Raw genomic sequence first — 19,913 nt, 5'->3', positions numbered from 1 at the left:
CGGCCGATTCATTCCCACCTCAGTGGTCGCGATACGCCGAACGGATGCCGTCGAGCAGGACATCGGCCAACTCGGCGCGGCACATCAGGAAGTCGGGCAGGTACGGGTCGCGTCGGTTGTAGATCAGCGGGGAACCGTCCAGCCGCGTCGCGTGCAGCCCCGCGGCCCGCACCACGCCCGCGGGCGCGGCCGAATCCCACTCCCATTGCCCGCCTGCGTGCACATAGGCGTCGACGTCGCCGCGAACGACGGCCATCGCCTTCGCGCCCGCCGAACCGATCCGCACCATCTGAATGTCCATCCGGTCGCGCAGCCGCCACAGCACCGCGGGGGGTCGACTGGCGCTGGCCGTGATGCGGATGGGGCCCTCACGTCGCGGCGGTGGCGGGGTGACGGTGTCGGTGCGGTAAACCTCGCCGCGCGCGGGCAGCGCCACCGCGGCGTCGGTGATGCCGCCGCCATGCGGCCCGTCGTTGCGCTGCCAGAGCGCGACGTGCACGGCCCAGTCGGTGCGCCCCGGCCAGGAGAACTCTCGCGTGCCGTCGACGGGGTCGACGATCCACACCCGGTCGGCGTGCACGCGAGACACGTCGTCGACGGCCTCCTCGGAGAGCACCGCGTCGTCGGGCCGGTCACGTTTGAGCCTTTCGAGGATCAGCTCGTTGGCCCGCATGTCACCCGCGTCGCCGAGGTCGTAGGGATCGTCGAAGCCGACCTCCTCGCGGACCGCGAGCAACAGTTTTCCGGCATCGGCGGCCACGTCCGCGGCCAACTCCGCATCCGTCAGGCGCATCAGAACGCCGGCCACGGGATGGGTCGGCGTCGGTCTGGGGTCGGCATCACCGGATTTTCCAGCAGCGCAACGGTTCTGGCGTGCAGCGCGGCCACCTCGCGACGGGTGATGTGCGCACACAACTGGTCGCCCAGCTCACCACGCAGTTGATCGCGCAGCCGGGCCACGGCCTCCAGGCTCTCGTCGTCGACGTGTTTGCCCGACCAGCCCCACAGCACAGTGCGCAGCTTGTCCTCGACATGCAGGCTCACCCCGTGGTCGACGCCGTACACCTGACCGTCGACACCGCACAAAATGTGGCCGCCCTTGCGATCGGCGTTGTTGATCAGCACGTCGAACACGGCCATCCGGCGCAGCCTCACGTCATCGGCGTGCACCAACGTCACCTCGTCGCCTGCGTAGTCGTAGGCCTGCAGCACGGGCAGGAAGCCGGGCGGAATGTGGCCTGCAGGCAGCAGGTCGACGAGATCGGGTCCTGTCGAGGGTTCGTCGCCGACTTCGTCACCGGGTTGGTCGACCCACAGCTGCAGCATGCCGATGCCTGCGGGGCCGTCGCGAATGATGGTGTAGGGCACGATGTTCCAGCCAAGCGCAGCCGAGACGAGGTAGGCACCGCGCTCGCGGCCTGCCAGGGTGCCGTCAGGAAAGTCCCAGAGCGGCGCCTCGCCCTTGACCGGCTTGTACACGCAATGAGCTTGCAGCTCACCAAGATGCGCTTCGCAGAGAAAGGTGGCGTTGCTGGCTGAGCGGATTCGTCCGATGACCGTCAACTCGCCGCGCTGCAGCACCTCATCGTTACGCGTCGGCGTCATCGTCGGACCCGGCAAGAGCGCCGCGCCGATAGCCGTTGGTGCGCACGCAGATGTGCCCCTCCGGGTCGAGCGGCTCATCGCATAACGGGCACGGCGGGCGGCCGGCCGAGATGACGCGATTGGATCGCGCCGCGAACTGGCGCGCCGATTCAGGCGTCAGAAACACCCGTACCGCGTCGGGTCCCTCCTCGGCGTCGTCAAGCACGACCGACGCGTCGAATTCGGTTTCGGACACCGCGAGCAGCTCGACGACCACTGTCTGGGCCTCCGAATCCCAGCCAAGCCCCATCGTCCCGACCCGGAACTCCGCGTCGACCGGCGTGATCAGCGGGCTCAGGTCTTCGATGTCGCCGGTATCGGGCGGGATGGGTGTGCCGAAGCGGCGGTTGATTTCCAGCAGCAGCGCGGCGATCCGTTCGGCGAGCACAGCGACCTGCTGCTTCTCCAGCACCACCGAGATCACGCGCTTGTCGTGTACGGCCTGAAGGTAGAAGGTCCGATTGCCCGGCTGCCCGACTGTCCCGGCGACGAAACGGTCGGGTGTGCGGAAGACGTGAATTGCGCGGGCCATGGCACCCTCCAAAATACCGGCATCACCTCATCAGCCGTAATTGCGCGCCCGGCCGTCGACCGTCAACCGGTCGAGCCGCCGACCACAGCGTCTTCCGGAGGCACCTCGCCGTCCTTGCTGTCGGCTTCCCCGTCGGCCTTCGGTGGCTTGGCCAGCAATCCGGCGGTGAGCGCAGCACCAGTGTGGTTGACGTGGATGACGAATGGACGCAACGGCGTGTAACGGATCACACTCATCGACGCCGGGTCGGCGGTGATGCGCTGGAAGCTGTCGAGATGCGTGCCGAGCGCGTCAGCCACCACCGACTTGATCACATCGCCGTGCGTACAGGCCACCCACAGCGCGTCAGCCTCGTGTAGCTCGGCCAGCCTGCGGTCGTGTTCACGGACGGCCGCGACGGCGCGCGCCTGCACGTGCGCCAGCCCCTCGCCTTCTGGGAAGACGGCGGCGCTCGGCTGCTGTTGCACCACCGCCCACAACGGCTCCTTGACCAGCTCACCGATCTTGCGGCCGGTCCAGCTGCCGTAGTCGACCTCCGAGATCCGCTCGTCGACCACGGGGTCAAGCCCAAGCGCGGCGGCCAATGGTTCGACCGTGCGACGGCACCGCAGCAGCGGCGAGCGCACGATTGCGCGGATCGGCAGCCCGGCCAGCCGCTCGACGATCGCCTGTGCCTGCTCGAGGCCCTTGTCGTCGAGGTCGACGCCGTCACTGCGACCGGCCAAGGTATGTGCGGTGTTTGAGGTCGACCTGCCGTGCCGCAGCAGGATGACCGTCATGTCGCGGAGACTACCCCGGTGGCGAGCAGCGCGATGACGACGGCGCCGAGAACAAGGCGGTAGCCGACGAACCAGTACATGCTGTGGCGCACCAAGAACCGCAGGAACCACGCCACGGCCAGAAAGCCGATGACGAACGCGATCACGGTCGCGACAAGCAGTTGCGGGCCACTGGCGCTCATCCCCTCGCCGACGGGATGAAAGGCGTCGGGCAGCGAGAACAGGCCCGAGGCGAACACGGCGGGAATGGCCAGCAGGAAGCCGAACCGCGCCGACAGTTCACGGTCGAGTCCGAGGAACAAGCCGGCGCTGATGGTTGCACCGGAGCGAGACACGCCGGGTACCAACGCCAAACACTGCGCCAAGCCGACGATGACGCTGTCCTTCCACGTCAGCTGTTCGGCATGGCGGGTCTGCCTTCCGACGTATTCGGCGATCGCAATGACGACGGAGAACACGATCAACGCGCTCGCGATCAGCCACAGATTCCTTGCGCCAGTACGGATTTCGTCCTTGAACAGCAGGCCGAGCACACCGATCGGAATGGTGCCGATGATGACATACCAACCCATCCAGTAGTCCAGGTTGCGGTGCGCCGCGACGAACAACCCGTTGAACCAGGCTTTGAGGATACGGCCGATGTCGCGCGCGAAGTACAGCAGCACAGCGAGTTCCGTGCCGAGCTGGGTGACCGCGGTGAACGATGCGCCCGCGTCGTCGTCGAAGAAGATGCGCGAGGCGATCGCCAAGTGCCCCGACGACGAAACAGGCAGGAATTCGGTCAGTCCCTGCAACACCGATAGAACGACAACTTGCAGCCACGACATCGCAGGCGCGTCAATCACGCCGACGACCGTACCGTGGGCCGGCTGTCAGCGCGCTGTGCGAGGCACCGGATGCGCGTCGGCAACCGCGTCGCGCACCGCGGCTGCCACGCTGCGCTCGTCGGTGAGATCGATGTCGGTCAGCTTGCGGCTGGCAGTGGCGACCACGTCCTCGGCCTGCGGAACCGGACCTACGATGCGCGGCCGGTAGATCTCGACCACGAGCAGCTGCTTCTCGACGTGGAAAGAGAAGGGCCGTCCGTCCCCCACCCGGCCAAATCCACTGGCGTGCAGACCTGTGGTGATGTCCTCAATAGCAAACTGTTGGTTATCCAAATCCCTGTCTGCCGCGAGGGTCATGATCGAACCATACCTCCGCTTATGCCGCCGGGCGTGGCGGACGTGGCCATTTGTGGATGGCGGGCCTGCCTACACTTGCTCGTCAAACAAGATCGAATTCGCACTCCCGAGAGCTACCCCTTGCCGCGCCACTTAAACGCCCCAGTTCAGCTAATTCGCGCCGCCGCTGTTGTGCTGGCAACAGCGGGATTGGTCGGTTGCTCGGCGAACCACGCCGAGGCCCCACCGCCGACCATCGTGCCCGCGCAGGCCGCGCAGTCGCCGCCGGTCACCGGCGCGCCCGCGGGAGTGGTGCGACCTCTTCCCGGGCTCGCCCAGGCCGCGGTGTTCGACCCCGCGACGGCGTCGTTGGCGGTGCTCAGCCCGCTTTTGGAGAGCCGATCGATGGTCACGGTCGTGCCGGCGTCCGGCCCATCGCGCTCGCTGACGCTGCCCGCCCCCGCGACGGCACTGACCGGCGATAACGAGGGCACGGCGTATGCGTCAGCGCGCGGCGGCTACTTCCGGATCGACCTTCGCGCCGCCACGGCCGACCGGGTGGACATCGAGGGCCAACAGAGCACCGATTTCACCGCGATCGCTCGGCGTGCCGACGGGAAGCTGGTGCTGGGTAGCGCCGACGGGGCCGTCTACACCCTGAGCTCGGATTCGAAGGTCGGCGCATCGCTGAAGATCTTCGCGAAGGTCGATGCTCTTGTCGCACAAGGCAATACGGCCGTGGTGTTGGACCGGGGCCAGACGTCGGTGACGACGGTTTCGGCCGACGGGAAGGATGCTGAGCACGCCCTGCGGGCCGGCGAGGGCGCAACGACGATGGCCGCCGATTCGGCGGGCCGGGTGCTGGTGGCCGACACCAGAGGCGACGAACTGCTGGTCTTCGGCATCGACCCGTTGATGCTGCGCCAGCGCTACCCGGTGCGCGACGCCCCGTACGGGCTGGCGGGGTCGAAGAAGCTGGCCTGGGTGTCGCAGACAGCGATCAACTCGGTGGTTGGCTACGATTTGGCTACCGGTATCCCCGTGGAAAAGGTGCGTTATCGAACCGTGCAGCAGCCCAACAGCCTGGCCTTCGACGAAGCGTCTGGCACCCTGTATGTGGTGTCTGGCTCGGGAGCGGGTGTACAGGTGATCGCAGGCGCCGCGGAGATCAAATGACTGCTATGCAGCACGGCCGCATGCCCCAGGGCTGGGACAACGACCTGTCCGACGAGTATGAGTGGATCCCGCTGCGGCTGCCGCCGGACCTTACCAGAATCAGCGCGTCCACCCGACTGTCCATCGAGGCCGAGTATCGCGGCTGGGAGCTCACCCGGGTCCGGCTGTATACCGATGGCAGCAGGCGGGTGTTGCTGCGCCGCAAGAAGACCGCCGTCGACCGGATTCCGGACCAGCCCGCGCTGTGATGTACCGCGCGCTGCGGCGGGCGCTGTTCCTGGTGGCCCCCGAACGTATTCACACGTGGGTTTTTGCGTTCTTGCGCGCGGTGACCGCCGTCCTTCCGGTGCGCCGGCTGATGCAGCGATGGCTGGCGCCACGCGACCCCGTCCTGGCCAGCACTGTGTTCGGCGTGCGCTTTCCCGGCCCGGTGGGCCTGGCGGCCGGGTTCGATAAGGACGGCAGGGGGCTGCACACGTGGGGTGCCCTCGGCTTCGGCTACGCAGAGGTCGGCACCGTCACCGCGCAGGCCCAGCCGGGCAACCCGCAGCCGCGGATGTTCCGGCTGGCCGACGACCGCGCGCTGCTCAATCGGATGGGTTTCAACAACCACGGGGCAGGTGAGCTGGCGCTGCGGTTGGCCCGCCGCACACCCGAGGTGCCGATCGGGGTCAACATCGGCAAGACCAAGGTCACGCCGCCGGAGGGCGCCGTCGCGGATTACGCCGAAAGTGCCCGCCTGGTAGCGCCTTTGGCGGCCTTCCTGGTGGTCAACGTCAGCTCTCCGAACACCCCGGGGCTGCGTGATCTGCAGGCGGTCTCATCGCTGCGGCCGATCCTCGCCGCGGTGAAGGCGGAGACGGCGAAGCCCGTGCTGGTCAAGATCGCGCCGGACCTGTCCGACGACGACGTCGACGAGATTGCCGATCTCGCAGTCGAATTGGGCCTGGCCGGCATCGTCGCGACCAACACGACGGTGTCGCGTGATGGGCTCGCGACACCCGGCGTCGATGAATTGGGTGCCGGTGGCATTTCGGGTCCGCCGGTCGCGCGGCGCTCAGCGGAGGTGTTGCGGCGGCTGTACAAACGCGTGGGCGACAGGCTGGTGTTGATCAGCGTCGGCGGTATCGAGACAGCCGACGACGCGTGGGACCGCATCACCTCAGGCGCATCTCTGCTGCAGGGCTACACCGGCTTCATCTACGGAGGCGGGTTGTGGGCCAAGCACATTCATGACGGCATTGCGCGTCGCCTCCACGAAGGCGGCTTCACGTCGCTGACGGATGCCGTCGGCTCAGCCATGCGCTAGGTCGAGTCGCACCATCGGCAACTTCAGGTCGCGGGTATTCAACGCGGCAGCCATCGCTTCGTTCAGCGTGCGCCATGTCCGGGGGTGGCGTTCGGCGTAGCGCTCGACGGTTTTCTCGACCGCCTCGGGTGCCAGCGGCGTTGCTGTCGCGGGCACGTTGCGCCGCAGGCCGACGCTGACGCGCACCCGCGGGTTCGCGATGACGTTGCGATACCACTGCGCGGTCTCGCCGAACCCCGACACGATGACGTACTCGTCGGCGGCGGGGTGATCGACGACCTCGAGCACGGCGTAACGCCGCGCTCCGCTCTTGCGTCCCACATGCTCGAGAAGCAGCATGCGGCGCCCGAACAGAAAGCCGAGATGTGCCCGGTAGAGCCAGATCGGAGCGCGAACCAGCGCCCGAGTCTTGAGTAGTCGCCCGAGAAGCGCGCTACTTCTGCTCATATGTGCCGTGGATGACGGCGCGGGCGATCGCGTTCATGAACAGGTTGAAACCCAAGTAGGCCGGGCTGGCGTCGCCGTCGAGTTCGAGTTTGGGCACCTTCACGGCATGCACCGCGATGAAATACCGGTGCACACCGTGGCCCTGCGGCGGGGCGGCGCCGATGTAGCGCTTGAGGCCCGCATCGTTGGCCAAAGTCAGTGCGTCGCCTGGCAATCCGCTGCCGTCGCCCGCACCTGCGGGCAGATCCGTCACGGTCGCGGGCAGGTTGGCGACTGCCCAGTGCCAGAACCCCGATGCCGTGGGCGCGTCCGGGTCGTAGACGGTGACCGCGAAACTCTGTGTCTCCTCGGGAAATCCGGACCAGGACAGCTGCGGCGAGATGTCGTCGCCGCCCGCGCCCATGATGCCGCTCACCTGCTCGTTGGGCAGCGCCTGCCCGTCGCTGAGCGATTCCGACGTCAATGTGAACGACGGCAGCTTCGGCAGAAACTCGTAGGGGTTGTAGTCAAATGCCATTGGTGATCCCTTTCTGACGATCAGCTGTGGATGAGGAAATGTTCGAGCACCTGGGTGCCGAACTTCAGTGCATCAACGGGTACCCGTTCGTCCACACCGTGGAACAGCGCGGTGAAGTCCAAATCCGGAGGAAGCTGCAGCGGCGCGAACCCGAAGCAGCGAATCCCCAAGCGCGCGAACGCCTTTGCATCGGTGCCTCCGGACAACATGTACGGCACGATGCGGGCGTCGGGATCGACGGACAGGATCGCACCGTTCATCGCGTCCACCAGGTCGCCGTCGAAAGTGGTTTCGTAAGACGGCAGCTCGGTGACCCACTCCCGCGTCACATCGGGTCCGATGATCTCGTCGACCTCACGCTCGAATGCGGCCTGGCGGCCGGGCAGGATGCGACAGTCGACCACTGACTCCGCGGTGGCAGGGATGACGTTGGCCTTGTACCCGGCCTTGAGCATCGTCGGGTTCGCGGTGTCGCGCAGGGTGGCGCCGACGACGCGGGCGATCGGGCCCAGCTTGGCGATGGCACCCGCCAGGTCGGGCGAGTCGATGTCGAACTGGTAGCCCGTCTCCTCGGTGATCGCCTGCAAAAACTGCCCGACGGCATCGGTCATCACGAGCGGGAACTCGTGGCGGCCGAGCCTGGCGGTGGCCTCGGCGACCGCCGTGACCGCGTTGTGTTCGTGGATCATCGAGCCGTGGCCGGCGAAGCTGCGCGCGGTCAGCTTCATCCACATCATCGACTTCTCGGCGGTCTCGACCAGGTACAGCCGTCGTTCGCCGCCGTCCTTGCGCGGCACGGTCAGCGAGAACCCGCCGACCTCACCGACCGCCTCGGTGACGCCCTCGAACAGATCGGGGCGGTTGTCGACCAGCCACTGCGACCCGTACTTGCCGCCGGCCTCCTCGTCGGAGAGGAACGCGAACACCAGGTCGCGCGGTGGCACGATGCCCGCGCGTTTGAAGTGGCGCGCGATCGCGATCAGCATGCCGCACATGTCCTTCATGTCGACCGCGCCACGACCCCACACATAGCCGTCCTCGACGGCGCCGGAGAACGGGTGCACGCTCCAGTCCGACGCCTCGGCGGGCACCACGTCGAGGTGCCCGTGCAGCAGCAGGGCCCCGCGCTCCGGGTCGGCACCTTTGAGCGTGGCGAATACGTTGCCCCGGCCCGGGCCACCTGCCTCGACGTATTCGGTCGTGTAGCCGACCTCTTCGAGCTGTTCGGCCACCCAGCGGGCGCATTCGGCCTCCCCCTTGGTGGTTTCGGGCTCGCCGGTGTTGGAGGTGTCGAAGCGGATGAGCGCGCTGACGAGGTCAACCACCTCGGCTTCGGCGGTGGGGGGAGGCGTCACAGTCACCATTCGTACCATTGCAGCGGCCGCTGGGTTTGGGTCCGGGCAGTCCGATCCGATAGCCTAAGCTGCCCACAAACTGGTCCGAGTGGCGGAATGGCAGACGCGCTAGCTTGAGGTGCTAGTGCCCTATTAACGGGCGTGGGGGTTCAAGTCCCCCCTCGGACACTCTTTGGCTACAGCGCCTCGGCGGCCAGCCACTCCTCGAAAGTCGTTGGCGCCAACTGCGCGTCGGCACCAGGCAGCAGCACCTCACCGGCCATCGACACGTCGAAAAGACCGTTGCGCCACGTCGGGATCAGTCGGATCGCCTGGCCGCGGGCCTCGAGGGTGCGGCGCGCCATGTCCACCAGATCCTGGGTGTCGGGTCCGGCGATATCGCGGTGGCGCCCCTGCGGGGTTCCGACGGCGACGCGCGCGAGGATGTCTGCGACGTCGGCGGGCGCGATCGGCTGGACGAGCAGCGGTGCGATCGGCGCAGCGCCGTCCTGCGCGGTCCACCCGGCGACCATCGCCGCAAAATCATGGAATTGCGTGGCAGGAACGATGGTCCACGGCACTGGTCCGGCCTGCACCGCGGCCTCCTGTGCCCGCTTGCCTGCGTAGTGTGCGTTGCCCGGCACCTTGTCGATGCCCACGATCGACAGCGCGACGTGATGGCTGACGCCGGCACGCTGCTCGGCGGCTTGCAGATTCTTGGTCGCGGTCGTGAAGAATCCGACGGTCTGCGACTCCTCGGTCGACTCGTTGCTGCTGACGTCGATCACCGCGCTCACTCCGGTCAGAGCGTCGTCCAGGCCCGCGCCGGTGATCACGTCCACGCCGCGACTGCGACTGATGGCAACCGTGTCGTGCCCTTCGCGTTCGAGGGCGGTGACGGTCAGGGTTCCGATACGGCCGGTGGCACCGACAACTGCAACGCGCATGTGAGCTCTCCCTCTTCGATCAACAATTATGGATATTTAACATCCACAATAGTGGTGATATTCCGTAGCCTGGGACCATGAAGCTTCCCGAGGGCACGGAGTGGGTGCTGCATTGCGCCGCGTCGCTGGCGCAGCTGGCGGACGGCGACGCCGCCAGCACGGCCCAACTCGCCACTCACTTCGGTCTGCCACCGGCATATTTGGCCAAACACTTGGCGTCGCTTGTCCGCGCAGGCGTGCTGACCGGCACGACCGGTCCGCGCGGCGGATTCCGGCTGGCGCGCCCGGCCGCCGAGATCACATTCCTCGACATCGTCGACGCTGTGGACGGCGGCGCCGACCCGTACCTCTGTCGCGAGATTCGCCAACAGGGGCGCGGCGCCCTACCCGCCGAGGAGTGCCAGGAGCCATGCATCCTGGCCACCACCATGCGGCGAGCACACGAAGCATGGCGAACCAGCCTGGCCGCGTGCACCCTCGCCGACATCATCGACACACTGCCGCCCGAAACTCCGGACCGCACACGCCGCTTGTTGTCACGCGAAAGCGCTTGAGGCGGTTCACACTTCGTTGGGCATATTGGTCCAGCCCTTGCGGTCGGCGCGGGCGTACCATCCCGAAGCCGCCAGCGTGCCGCCGTCAACCGGGATCGTCTGCCCGGTGACGAACCGCGCGTCGTCGGAAGCCAGGAATTCCACGACGGCCGCATAGTCGTCCGGCGTACCGAATCGGCCTGCCGGGATCCAGGTCCTGATCAGATCGGGGTCGCGACCGCGCAGCATGAGTTCCGCCGGCGTCTGCATGGTGTCGGCGAGGTCGGGCGCGATCGCGTTGACCCGGATGCCGTGTTGCGCGACGTCGACGGCCAGGCTGCGGGTGAACGCCACCACGCCCGCGTTGAAGGCCGCATACGGAGCGGCGTAGGGAATGCCGCGAAACGCCTCCACGGTCGCGTTGTTGACGATCGCGCCGCGTTCCCGCTTGACCATCGCGGGCAACACGGCGTGACACATGCGAAGCACATGGAGCAGGTTCAACTCATAGAGTGTCTGCCACTGCTCTTCGGTGCTGTGCAGAAAATCGCGGGCTGCGGGTCGGAAGTCGCCGACGTTGTTCACCAGGATGTCGACACGCGAATCATCAACGCCCAGTGCCATTTCCGTGACGTCATTGACGACGTCGGGGTCGCGGATGTCACCTACGACGGACGTACATCGGCCGCCGTTGCTCGCGATCTCGTCACCGGTGGCCGCTGCCGCGTCGGCGTCGATGTCGTTGAGCACCACGTGCGCACCCGCGGCCGCCAGCCGTCTGCTGATGCCGCCGCCGATGCCCTGCGCGCCACCGGTGACGATGGCGACCTGTCCCGTGAACCGCATCGGGACAGCGTATTGGTCAGTACACGTCGCGCACGTAGCGTTTCGACGCGACGAGTTCGCGCTTGTACTCGTGGGCGTCTTCGTCAGACATCGAGCCGTGCGTCTTGATGATCGACGTCAGTGCCGCATCGACGTCCTTGGCCATCCTGCTGGCGTCCCCGCACACATAGAAGTGCGCGCCGTCGTCCAGCCACCGCCACACGTCGGCGCCGTAGTCGAGCATCTTGTGCTGAACGTAGACCCGCTTCGCCTGGTCCCGCGAGAACGCCAGGTCCAGCCGGTTGAGGAAACCGTCGCGGACCATGTCCTCCAAATCGTCACGGTAGTAGAAGTTTTCGCTGCGATGGCGGTCGCCGAAGAACAGCCAGTTGCGGCCGCCGTGGCCGAGTGCCCGCCGCTCCTGCAGGAAGCCGCGGAACGGCGCGACGCCGGTGCCGGGACCCACCATGATCATCGGCGTTGCGCCGTCCTCGGGTGGCCGGAAATACGGTGAGCGTTGCAGGAACACCGGCGCTGCGGCTGCCCGGTCGGCAAGGAAGGTCGAGCACACCCCGCCGCGTTGACCGCCGTCGGCGCCGCGGTAGCGCACCACCGACACGGTCACCTGCACCTCGTTCGGGCTGATCAGCGGGCTCGACGAGATGGAGTAGTTCCGTGGCGTCAGCCGAACCAGGATCTCCTGCCACTCCTCGGGCTCGGCGCGAACGGCGAACTCCTGCACGATGTCGAGGCCGTTGCGGTCCACCAGCCACTTGCCGAGCTTGTCCGAGGGCGCCAGCAGCGTCTTGGTGGCCGCCTTGTCCCGGCACGATTCTGCGACGAAGCGCAGCAGGTCGGGCGTCACGCGGCAGATGTCGTAGGAGACGATCAGCGCATCGCGCAGGCTCTGCTCATTACCGTCGACTTCCACTGAGGTGTCACCGCGCAGTCCGGTGGCGGTCAACCACGCATCGACCGTCGCGGGATCGTTCGTCGCGTAGACGCCCAGCGAGTCGCCGACCGCATAGCTCACGTCATATTCGGAGATGTCAAAACCGAACTGGCGCACTTCTTTTCCTGACGTCGGACCCGTCAGCACCGTGTTGCGTGACAGCGGCGCAAGCAGCGGCTTGGCGCGCGTGAACGGCTCCGTGCGCTTTGACTTTGCGACGGTCGACGCGCCGCTGCTGTGACCATTCGATGGCGCGCTGACGGTCGCGGCCAGAAGCGCGGTGACTTTCTCGGCCCAGCGGTCCATCGGCTCTTCGTCGTAGAACTCGCATTCGGTGCGGTCCAGCATGCGCGTGGCACCAAGTGCGGCGAACCTGCCGTCGATCGCCTTGGCGTGGCCGCAGAAGTTGGCATACGAGCGGTCCCCGATGCCCAGCACCGCATACCGCACTCCGTCCAACGCGGGTGCGTCGGCCGCATGCAGGCGATCCCAGAAGCCTGCGCCGTTGTCCGGCGGTCCGCCGTCGCCGAACGTGCTGGTGATCACCAATACGTCGCGGGCCGCGGCCAGCTCGGCTAGCTGCATGTCGTCCATGTTGACCAGCTGCGAGTCACCGAGCCGCTCCGCAAGCCGGGCGGCGAAGTCTTCGGCGTTTCCGGTCTGCGACGCCCACAACACCAGCGGCCCTGCCTTGGTTGGCTGCGGCTCGGCCGTCGTTGTCAGGCGCGAGTAACGGCCAGCCAGCAGACCGTCAACCCACAGCCGGACACCGGTGGCGACGGGGGCCGACGCCGGCAGCACGGGCACTCCGCTGACACCCTCTGCCAGCCCACTGAAAAAGGCTGCGAGATAGATCTTTTCGTTGTCGGTGAGTGTCGGCTTGCGCTCACCGACGTCCAGTTCGTCGACAACGGGGTCCATCGATTTCACCGGCCGAAGGCTGATCGCACACACCTTGAACTCGGGTTGCAGCGAGTCGGGGTCGACGGCGTCGTTGGTCAGCGCATTGATGGTCAGGTACTCACCGTGTTCGTCGTTCCAGTGAAACGGCACAAAGCAGTTGCCCGGCAGCACCCGGTCGGTGACGACTGCCGGCAGCACCGCCCTGCCCCGGCGCGATGTCAGCTCGACGGGCTGGCCGGCGACGATGTCGAGCGCGACCGCGTCAACGGGGTGAAGCTCGACGAACGGCCCGCTGTCGAGTTTGTTGAGCTTGTCGACCTTGCCGGTCTTGGTCATCGTGTGCCATTGATGTTGCAGCCGACCGGTGTTGAGGACCAACGGGAAATCGTCGTCGGGCAGTTCCCGCGCATCCATGTGCGGCCGGGCGTGGAACACCGCGCGCCGCGACGGCGTCGGGAATGCGAGCCGCGGGGTGTTTCCGTTCTCGTCGACGAAGAGGTCCTGGCTGATGCCGTCGTTGAGATAGCGGATGGGATGGCGATCGGCGTCGTCGGGCGGGCACGGCCATTGCAACGGCGTCTTCCGCAGCCGCTCGTAGCTGGCGCCTCGAAGGTCATAGCCTGTCTTCGGATTGGCGAACCGGCGGATCTCGTCGAAGATCTGCTCGCTGGACTGGTAGTCGAAGTGCTCGGCGAAGCCCATGTGCGCGGCTACCTGACAGATCAGCTGCCAGTCCGGGCGGGCCTGACCGGCAGGCGGGATCGACTGCTGCAGCAGCGTCAGGTTGCGCTCGGAATTGACCATCACCGCGTCGGATTCGGCCCACAGCGTGGCAGGCAGCACGATGTCCGCGTAGTTGTTGGTCGCGGTGGTGGTGTAGGCGTCCTGGGTGATGACGAGTTCCGCGTTCTCCAGTCCGTTGATCACTGTCTTCCGATTGGCAACGGTGGCAACGGGATTGGTGCAGATGATCCAGCACGCTTTGATGGTGCCGTCGGCGAGCTGTTCGAACATGTCGATGGTGCCGGGGCCGACGTCACTGCGGATGGTGCCAGGCTCCAGGCCCCACTGTGTCTCGACGAAGGTGCGGTCCTCGGCGGAGAGCACGGAGCGTTGGCCTGGCAAACCGGGCCCCATGTAACCCATTTCGCGACCGCCCATCGCATTGGGCTGGCCGGTCAGCGACATCGGCCCGCTGCCAGGCCTGCAGATCGCGCCGGTGGCCAGGTGCAGGTTGCAGATTGCGTTCGTGTTCCAGGTGCCGTGTGTGCTCTGGTTGAGCCCCATTGTCCAGCAGCTCATCCACTCCCCTGCCTCGGCGATCATGCGCGCGGCGGTGCGGATGTCGGACTCTGCGAGACCGGTGATCTCGGCGACCCGATCCGGCGGGTAGTCGGCGAGGAATGCGGGCATCGCGTCCCAGCCCTCGGTGTGCTCGGCGATGAATTCGGTATCGATATCACCGTTTTGGACGAGCAGATGCAGGATTCCGTTCAGCAGCGCCAGATCGGTACCGGGCTTGATCTGCAGGAACAGGTCGGCGTGTTCGGCGGTCGTGGTGCGGCGCGGATCGACGACGATCAGCTTGGCGCCGGCCTTGAGCCGGTCGACCATCCGCAGGTACAAAATGGGATGGCAGTCGGCCATGTTGGAGCCGATGACGAAAAACAAGTCGGTGCAATCGAAGTCGGTGTACGCCCCTGGCGGCCCGTCGGCACCGAGCGACTGCTTGAATCCGGTGCCCGCGCTGGCCATGCACAGCCGCGAGTTGGATTCGATGTGTACGGTTTGGATGAAACCCTTGGCCAGCTTGGTGGCCAGGTACTGGGCCTCGATCGACATCTGGCCGGAGACGTAGAGCGCGACGGCATCAGGGCCGTGCTCGTCGATGATCGCGCGCAGCCGTCGGCCTGCCTCGGCGACGGCGTCGTCGACTGGGGTTGGCACGGGTTCGTCGGCGCGCGTGGGGCGCAACAGCGCGGATTTCAATCGGCCGTCATCGGCCGCCATCATCTCGGCGTGGGTGGCACCCTTGGTGCACAGCCGGCCGAAGTTGGTTGGATGCAGCTTGTCACCGGTGACGCGGGCAATGACGGTCTTGCCGTCCTTTTCGGCGGTTTGCACCTCGATACCGCAGCCGACGCCGCAGTACGAGCACGCAGTCCTTGTCACCGCCACGAAACAATGGTGGTCGAGCAATGTTTCGTGCTCTTTTGCCGCGACGTTATCGCAGTGAAAACTGATGCTCACCGCCTGGCAATCGGCGCGGTGAGGTGGTGACGAGGATCACACGAAATAGAACGTGAGTCCCAGGACGGCATAGATGGCCAGCAGTTGCAGGCCTTCGTACCACGTCGACTCGCCGCGTTGGGTGACTTCGTTGGCGATGATGACCGCCAGGAAAATGGCACCGATCTCAAACCCGTTGAACACCAACGCCATTGGGAACGGACCGATGAAGAATGACGCCAGCACCAACACCGGAGCCACGAACAGGGCGATCTGCGCGGCCGAACCGACGGCGATGTTGATGGAGATGTCCATCTTGTCGCGGGTGGCGAAATACACCGCGACCCAATGCTCGGCGGCGTTGCCGACGATCGCCACGACGATCACGCCGACGAAGAACGGCGAGAGCCCGATGGCGTCGGACGCCTCGGTGATCGAGTGGACCAGGATCTCGGACATCCAGCCGACGGCGGCACCGGCGATGGCGAGCATGAGCACGCTTTTGCGCACCGACCACGGTTCACCGTCGTGATCGTCGTCCTCGTGCGGCGGATTGAACAGGTGAGAGTGGGTTTTCAGTGAGAACAGCAGCCCTGCGGCGTAGGACAACAGCAGCACGATCGCGACGCCGACCGACAGCGCCTCCAGATCGCCGGGAAACGCCACGGCCTTGGCCGTCGGATTGGGCAGGCCGCCGCCTGCGACCAGCTGAAATATCGCAGGCATCACCAACGCGACCGTCGCGAGCAGCAGCATCAGCGACTGGGCGGTGGCAGCGCGCAACTCGAAGTGTTGTCGCTCCCGCTTCAGGCCGCCCGCCAGCATCGACATCCCGAGAACCAGCAGGACGTTGCCGAGAATCGACCCGACGAGGGAGGCCTTGACCACCTCCTGCAGCCCTGCGCCAAGGGCGAACAACGCGATGATCAGCTCGGGGGCGTTGCCGAATGTGACGTTGAGCAGTCCGCCGATGCCCGGTCCCGACCGCGCCGCCAGCTCCTCGGTGGCCCGCCCCATCAGCGCCGCCGTGGGGATCACACCCAACGCCGAGGCGAAGAACACCAGCACGGCGTCGGCGTGCATCAACTCGAGCACGATCGCAACCGGAATGAATGGCACCAGAAGGTATGGCCAGCCCTCGCCGGTCAGTAGGAACGATCGACGACGTTCGGCGGCCGGCGCCTCAACCTCCATGCGCTGTTCTTACAGCTCGTCGGGTTTGACCGCCAACACCGGCTTGGGGCACTCGAGCAGAAGCTGCTGCGAGAGGCTGCCGAGCAGGAGCTTGCCCACCGGGCTGCGGTGTCGGACGCCGATCACCAGCAGTTCGGCCTCGGGGCGATCCATCGCCTTGAGCAGTTCCTCGGCGGTGTCGACGCCGACGGGCTGGGTCAGTTCGAACTCCACGCCGCAGTTCGCGAGCCGTTCCTCGATGTCGTGCACTTCGCCCCGCTGCGCGAAGTGGGAATCGACGTAGGCCTCTCCCGATGTCGAGTTGATGACCCGCAGGTTGGTCCCGCGCAGCTTGGCTTCAGCGATTCCGTGTTCGAGCGCCGCCCGGCCGTACGGGTCCGCGCTGTATCCGACGACGATCATGCCTGGGCCGCCTTCTCTTTCTGGTCGGTATCGTCCTCGACGACGAGGAGGGTTTCCTCGCTGCGATGCATCAACCGCAGCACCAGCGGCGTCAGCAGCAGGATTGCCATCAGCACGTACACGACGATCGCGACGGGTTCGGTGAACAGGCTGCCCCATTCGCCGCCGCCGAGCTGAAGTGCTTGGCGCAGTTGGCGTTCGATGCGTGGGCCGAGAATGACGCCGATGATCAGCGGCAGTACGGGTAGGCCGAACCGGCGCATCATCAGGCCGAGCAGGCCGAACACCAGCAGCAGCGCGAGATCGAGCGCTTGCACGTTCACCGCGAGCGCGCCGAGCGTCGCGAAGAACAGGATGCCTGCGTACAGGTAGGGCCGCGGAGTGCGAAGCAGCTTGGCCCACAGCGGAGCCAGCGGCAGATTCAGCACCAGTAGCATCAGGTTGCCGATGAACAGGCTGGCGATCAGCGTCCAGATCAGCAACGGTTCCTTCTCGAAAAGCGTTGGGCCGGGCTGGATTCCATAGGAGACGAACGCGGTGAGCATGACCGCCGCGGTGGCGTTGGTAGGCAGGCCGAGCGACAGCATCGGCACCAAAGTGCCTGCGGCCGAAGCGTTGTTGGCAGCCTCTGGACCCGCGACACCCTCGATGGCACCCTTGCCGAACTCATCCTTGTGCTTCGAGAGCCGCTTCTCGGTGATGTACGACAGGAACGTCGGCAGCTCAGCGCCGCCGGCGGGCAGCGCCCCGAACGGGAAACCGAACGCCGTGCCGCGCAGCCACGGCTTCCACGAGCGCCGCCAATCGTCGCGGCCCATCCACGGCCTGCCGACCGGAATGACATCGGAGGGACGGCGCCGCAGGTGGGCTGCGACCCAAAGCGCCTCACCGACAGCGAAGATCGCGACCGCGATGACGACGATGTCGATGCCGTCGGACAGCTGCGGCAGGCCGAACGTCGCGCGCGGCTGACCCGTGAGGAAGTCGATGCCGACGATGCCGATCGCCAACCCGAGGAACAACGAGATCGCACCGCGCATCTTCGAGGCACCAAGCACCGCGGTGACTGCCACGAGCGCGAACAACATGATCGCAAGGTAGGACGGGGCACCAAGCGTCACAGCGAATCTCGAGATCGCCGGCGCGAACGCGGCCAGCAGTGCGGTGCCGATCGCGCCCGCGACGAACGAGCCGATGGCCGCCGTCGCGAGGGCCTGGGCGGCCCGACCAGCCTTGGCCATCTTGTTGCCTTCGATCGCTGTGATGACCGACGACGATTCACCGGGGGTGTTCAACAGGATCGAGGTGGTAGACCCGCCGTACATGCCGCCGTAGAAAATGCCTGCGAACATGATGAACGCCGCGCTGGGGCTGACGTTGTAGGTGACGGGCAGCAGCAGCGCGACCGTCATGGCCGGGCCGATACCGGGAAGCACGCCGACGGCGGTTCCGAGCAGTACGCCGATGACGGCGTACATCAGGTTGGTGGGCGTCGCGGCCTGCTCGAAGCCTTGGAGCAGCCAGTTCAGATTGTCCATCTACAGTATCCCGTCCAAAATGCCTGCGGGCAGCGGGATTCCGAGCCCGGAGTAGAACGCGTAGAAGCTGGCGACGGCCAGGGCCGCCCCGATGACGATGTTGCGGACGTAGTGCCGGTTACCAAGGATCGTGGCCGCGCCGGCGAACAGGAGCGTGCCTGCGATGACCCACCCAAGCGGGTTGACGAGCACGATCACCGCGACGAACAACCCGACGAGCAGTCCAACAGTGCGCCAGTCGCCGGGGGTGTTGGGGTCGACGTCCTCCCCCGCGTCCGCTTCACCGATGGAACCGCGAGGAATGGCGATGGCGAGCACGACGGCCAGCACGATGAGAACGCCGCCGATCGCGATCGGGAAGATCTTGGGCCCGACGGGATCTACTTTGGCGAACCCCGCTTCGAGGCTGAGCGCGTCATAGATCAGGAAGGCGCCGACGACGACCAGCACCACGCAGACGATGTACTGCGCCTTGTCAATTGTTTTCGACGGCGGGTTCGTCATACCAGCCCCAGTTCGGTCAGGGTCGACGAGACCCTGGTGTCCTGTTCCGTGAGGAACTGCTCGAACTGCGGGCCGGTGACGAATGCATCGGTCCACCCGTTCTTCACCAGCGCCTCCTTCCATTGCTGCGTGCCGTGCATCTCTTCGAGCGCTTTGACCATCGCTTGCTTGGCGTTGTCGGAAATGCCCGGTGGCGCAAGGACTCCGCGCCAGTTGGCGAAGGTGAGGTCGATGCCCGACTCCTTGAGGGTCGGCGCGTTCACGCCTTCGACCCGCTTGTCGCCGGACACGGCGAGCACGCGAAGCTGGCCGGCCTCGATCTGATCGATGAGCTCACCCGGGCTCGAGGTGCCCACGGTGATCTTCTTGCCGAGCAGCGCGGTCAGCAGGTCGCCGCCGCCGTCGTAGGTGACGTAGTTGACCGACTTCGGTTCTACGCCAACGGCTTTGGCCAGCTCCATCGGGAACAGGTGGTCGGGGCCGCCCGGTGAGGAACCGCCGCCGATGGTGACTTTGGCCGGATCGGCCTTCCACGCTGCGACGAAATCCTGGATCGTCTTGAACGGTGAATCGGCCGGTACGAAAACAGCACCGGGGTCCTCGATCAACTTCGCCAGCGCGGTCGCATCCGAAGCGCGTGCCTTGGACCCGTTGGTGTATGTGGCGCCGATGACGCCCAGACCCATCGTCATCATGAGGTCGTTGTTGCCTTTTTCGTTCATCAGACGGGCCATCGCGACGGTTCCGCCTGCACCGATGACGTTGAAGACCTCGACGCGGCCGGTGATCTTGTCGTCTTCCATGATTTTCACGGCGGTGCGCGCGGTGAGGTCGTAGCCGCCGCCAGGGCTGTTCGGCACCATCATCCGAAGTCGGTGCAAGCCCGTCTGTTCGCCACGCGTTACGCCGCACGCCGCGACCAGCGCCGCGATCAGCGCGAGTATTAGCGCGATCTTCCGCGCACGTGATTTCACGTCGTCCCCAA

At 66.2% G+C, this 19,913-nt stretch carries 21 protein-coding genes and 1 tRNA gene; 5 read left to right on the top strand and 17 right to left on the bottom strand.

Going from position 1 to position 19,913, the window contains the following annotated elements:
- Positions 1–19: 19 nt before the first annotated feature.
- The 6 genes from J3E61_RS29470 to J3E61_RS29445 all read right to left on the bottom strand — a co-directional run bounded on the left by J3E61_RS29470 (position 20) and on the right by J3E61_RS29445 (position 4,139).
- Positions 20–793 (bottom strand): 3'(2'),5'-bisphosphate nucleotidase CysQ, encoded by a 774-nt coding sequence (locus J3E61_RS29470; RefSeq protein WP_210086268.1) that lies wholly within the window; start codon positions 791–793, stop codon positions 20–22.
- Entirely contained in the window at positions 793–1,605 is an 813-nt protein-coding gene (locus tag J3E61_RS29465; protein WP_210086267.1) for an SCO1664 family protein, read from the bottom strand. The genes J3E61_RS29470 and J3E61_RS29465 overlap by 1 nt, the downstream gene beginning before the upstream one ends.
- Positions 1,589–2,176 (bottom strand): DUF3090 family protein, encoded by a 588-nt coding sequence (locus J3E61_RS29460; RefSeq protein WP_192723049.1) that lies wholly within the window; start codon positions 2,174–2,176, stop codon positions 1,589–1,591. The genes J3E61_RS29465 and J3E61_RS29460 overlap by 17 nt, the downstream gene beginning before the upstream one ends.
- A gap of 62 nt (positions 2,177–2,238) precedes the next feature.
- Entirely contained in the window at positions 2,239–2,955 is a 717-nt protein-coding gene (locus tag J3E61_RS29455) for an MSMEG_4193 family putative phosphomutase (RefSeq protein ID WP_210086266.1), read from the bottom strand.
- Positions 2,952–3,782, bottom strand: a complete 831-nt coding sequence (locus J3E61_RS29450; RefSeq protein ID WP_192723871.1) for an undecaprenyl-diphosphate phosphatase — start codon at positions 3,780–3,782, stop codon at positions 2,952–2,954. Before J3E61_RS29450 ends, J3E61_RS29455 begins: the two co-directional genes overlap by 4 nt.
- A gap of 45 nt (positions 3,783–3,827) precedes the next feature.
- On the bottom strand, positions 3,828–4,139 hold the full coding sequence (locus J3E61_RS29445) for a hypothetical protein (protein WP_210086265.1): 312 nt from the start codon (positions 4,137–4,139) through the stop codon (positions 3,828–3,830).
- Between the two features lie 171 nt (positions 4,140–4,310).
- On the opposite strand from J3E61_RS29445, the gene J3E61_RS29440 reads away from it, so the two are divergent.
- From J3E61_RS29440 to J3E61_RS29430, 3 genes are read left to right on the top strand one after another with little or no spacing between them, the layout of a single operon-like run.
- Positions 4,311–5,294 carry a hypothetical protein gene (locus J3E61_RS29440; protein ID WP_210086264.1) on the top strand — a complete coding sequence of 328 codons (984 nt, stop codon included), beginning with the start codon at positions 4,311–4,313 and terminating at the stop codon, positions 5,292–5,294.
- Positions 5,291–5,542 (top strand): dihydroorotate dehydrogenase, encoded by a 252-nt coding sequence (locus tag J3E61_RS29435; protein WP_192723053.1) that lies wholly within the window; start codon positions 5,291–5,293, stop codon positions 5,540–5,542. The genes J3E61_RS29440 and J3E61_RS29435 overlap by 4 nt, the downstream gene beginning before the upstream one ends.
- Positions 5,542–6,603 carry a quinone-dependent dihydroorotate dehydrogenase gene (locus J3E61_RS29430; RefSeq protein WP_210086746.1) on the top strand — a complete coding sequence of 354 codons (1,062 nt, stop codon included), beginning with the start codon at positions 5,542–5,544 and terminating at the stop codon, positions 6,601–6,603. The genes J3E61_RS29435 and J3E61_RS29430 overlap by 1 nt, the downstream gene beginning before the upstream one ends.
- Here the strand turns inward: J3E61_RS29430 and J3E61_RS29425 are convergent.
- From J3E61_RS29425 to J3E61_RS29415, 3 genes are read right to left on the bottom strand one after another with little or no spacing between them, the layout of a single operon-like run.
- Positions 6,589–7,050, bottom strand: a complete 462-nt coding sequence (locus tag J3E61_RS29425) for a nitroreductase family deazaflavin-dependent oxidoreductase (RefSeq protein WP_210086263.1) — start codon at positions 7,048–7,050, stop codon at positions 6,589–6,591. The genes J3E61_RS29430 and J3E61_RS29425 overlap by 15 nt on opposite strands.
- Positions 7,037–7,567, bottom strand: a complete 531-nt coding sequence (locus tag J3E61_RS29420) for a YbhB/YbcL family Raf kinase inhibitor-like protein (RefSeq protein WP_210086262.1) — start codon at positions 7,565–7,567, stop codon at positions 7,037–7,039. The genes J3E61_RS29425 and J3E61_RS29420 overlap by 14 nt, the downstream gene beginning before the upstream one ends.
- 20 nt (positions 7,568–7,587) lie before the next feature.
- Positions 7,588–8,931: a M20/M25/M40 family metallo-hydrolase gene (locus J3E61_RS29415; protein ID WP_210086261.1), complete on the bottom strand. Its 1,344-nt coding sequence runs from the start codon at positions 8,929–8,931 to the stop codon at positions 7,588–7,590.
- Positions 8,932–9,004: 73 nt separating this feature from the next.
- Between J3E61_RS29415 and J3E61_RS29410 the strand changes: the two genes are divergently transcribed.
- A tRNA-Leu gene (locus J3E61_RS29410) sits at positions 9,005–9,090 on the top strand.
- 8 nt (positions 9,091–9,098) lie between these two features.
- Here J3E61_RS29410 and J3E61_RS29405 read toward each other — a convergent pair.
- The gene (locus J3E61_RS29405; protein WP_210086260.1) at positions 9,099–9,848 is read right to left on the bottom strand and encodes an SDR family oxidoreductase; all 750 of its coding nucleotides are present in this window, start codon (positions 9,846–9,848) and stop codon (positions 9,099–9,101) included.
- A 77-nt stretch (positions 9,849–9,925) separates the two neighbouring features.
- Here J3E61_RS29405 and J3E61_RS29400 point away from each other — a divergent pair, with 77 nt between their 5' ends.
- Positions 9,926–10,402, top strand: a complete 477-nt coding sequence (locus tag J3E61_RS29400; protein WP_210086259.1) for an Rrf2 family transcriptional regulator — start codon at positions 9,926–9,928, stop codon at positions 10,400–10,402.
- 6 nt (positions 10,403–10,408) lie between these two features.
- Here J3E61_RS29400 and J3E61_RS29395 read toward each other — a convergent pair whose 3' ends face one another.
- The 7 genes from J3E61_RS29395 to J3E61_RS29365 form a co-directional block, all read right to left on the bottom strand.
- Positions 10,409–11,227, bottom strand: a complete 819-nt coding sequence (locus J3E61_RS29395) for an SDR family oxidoreductase (RefSeq protein WP_210086258.1) — start codon at positions 11,225–11,227, stop codon at positions 10,409–10,411.
- Positions 11,228–11,243: 16 nt separating this feature from the next.
- The gene (locus tag J3E61_RS29390) at positions 11,244–15,233 is read right to left on the bottom strand and encodes a bifunctional nitrate reductase/sulfite reductase flavoprotein subunit alpha (protein WP_210086745.1); all 3,990 of its coding nucleotides are present in this window, start codon (positions 15,231–15,233) and stop codon (positions 11,244–11,246) included.
- A 114-nt stretch (positions 15,234–15,347) separates the two neighbouring features.
- Positions 15,348–16,484 carry a calcium/proton exchanger gene (cax, locus tag J3E61_RS29385; RefSeq protein WP_210086257.1) on the bottom strand — a complete coding sequence of 379 codons (1,137 nt, stop codon included), beginning with the start codon at positions 16,482–16,484 and terminating at the stop codon, positions 15,348–15,350.
- Between the two features lie 9 nt (positions 16,485–16,493).
- Complete coding sequence (locus J3E61_RS29380; RefSeq protein WP_210086256.1) at positions 16,494–16,886, bottom strand: universal stress protein; 393 nt, start codon at positions 16,884–16,886, stop codon at positions 16,494–16,496.
- Positions 16,883–18,424: a tripartite tricarboxylate transporter permease gene (locus tag J3E61_RS29375; RefSeq protein WP_192723061.1), complete on the bottom strand. Its 1,542-nt coding sequence runs from the start codon at positions 18,422–18,424 to the stop codon at positions 16,883–16,885. Before J3E61_RS29375 ends, J3E61_RS29380 begins: the two co-directional genes overlap by 4 nt.
- Positions 18,425–18,928 carry a tripartite tricarboxylate transporter TctB family protein gene (locus tag J3E61_RS29370; RefSeq protein ID WP_210086255.1) on the bottom strand — a complete coding sequence of 168 codons (504 nt, stop codon included), beginning with the start codon at positions 18,926–18,928 and terminating at the stop codon, positions 18,425–18,427.
- The gene (locus J3E61_RS29365; RefSeq protein WP_210086744.1) at positions 18,925–19,881 is read right to left on the bottom strand and encodes a tripartite tricarboxylate transporter substrate binding protein; all 957 of its coding nucleotides are present in this window, start codon (positions 19,879–19,881) and stop codon (positions 18,925–18,927) included. The genes J3E61_RS29370 and J3E61_RS29365 overlap by 4 nt, the downstream gene beginning before the upstream one ends.
- Between the last annotated feature and the right edge of the window lie 32 nt (positions 19,882–19,913).

It is taken from the genome of Mycobacterium sp. OAE908 (assembly GCF_017872775.1).
Taxonomy (GTDB): domain Bacteria; phylum Actinomycetota; class Actinomycetes; order Mycobacteriales; family Mycobacteriaceae; genus Mycobacterium.
This window is presented reverse-complemented; position numbering and strand designations above follow the sequence as displayed.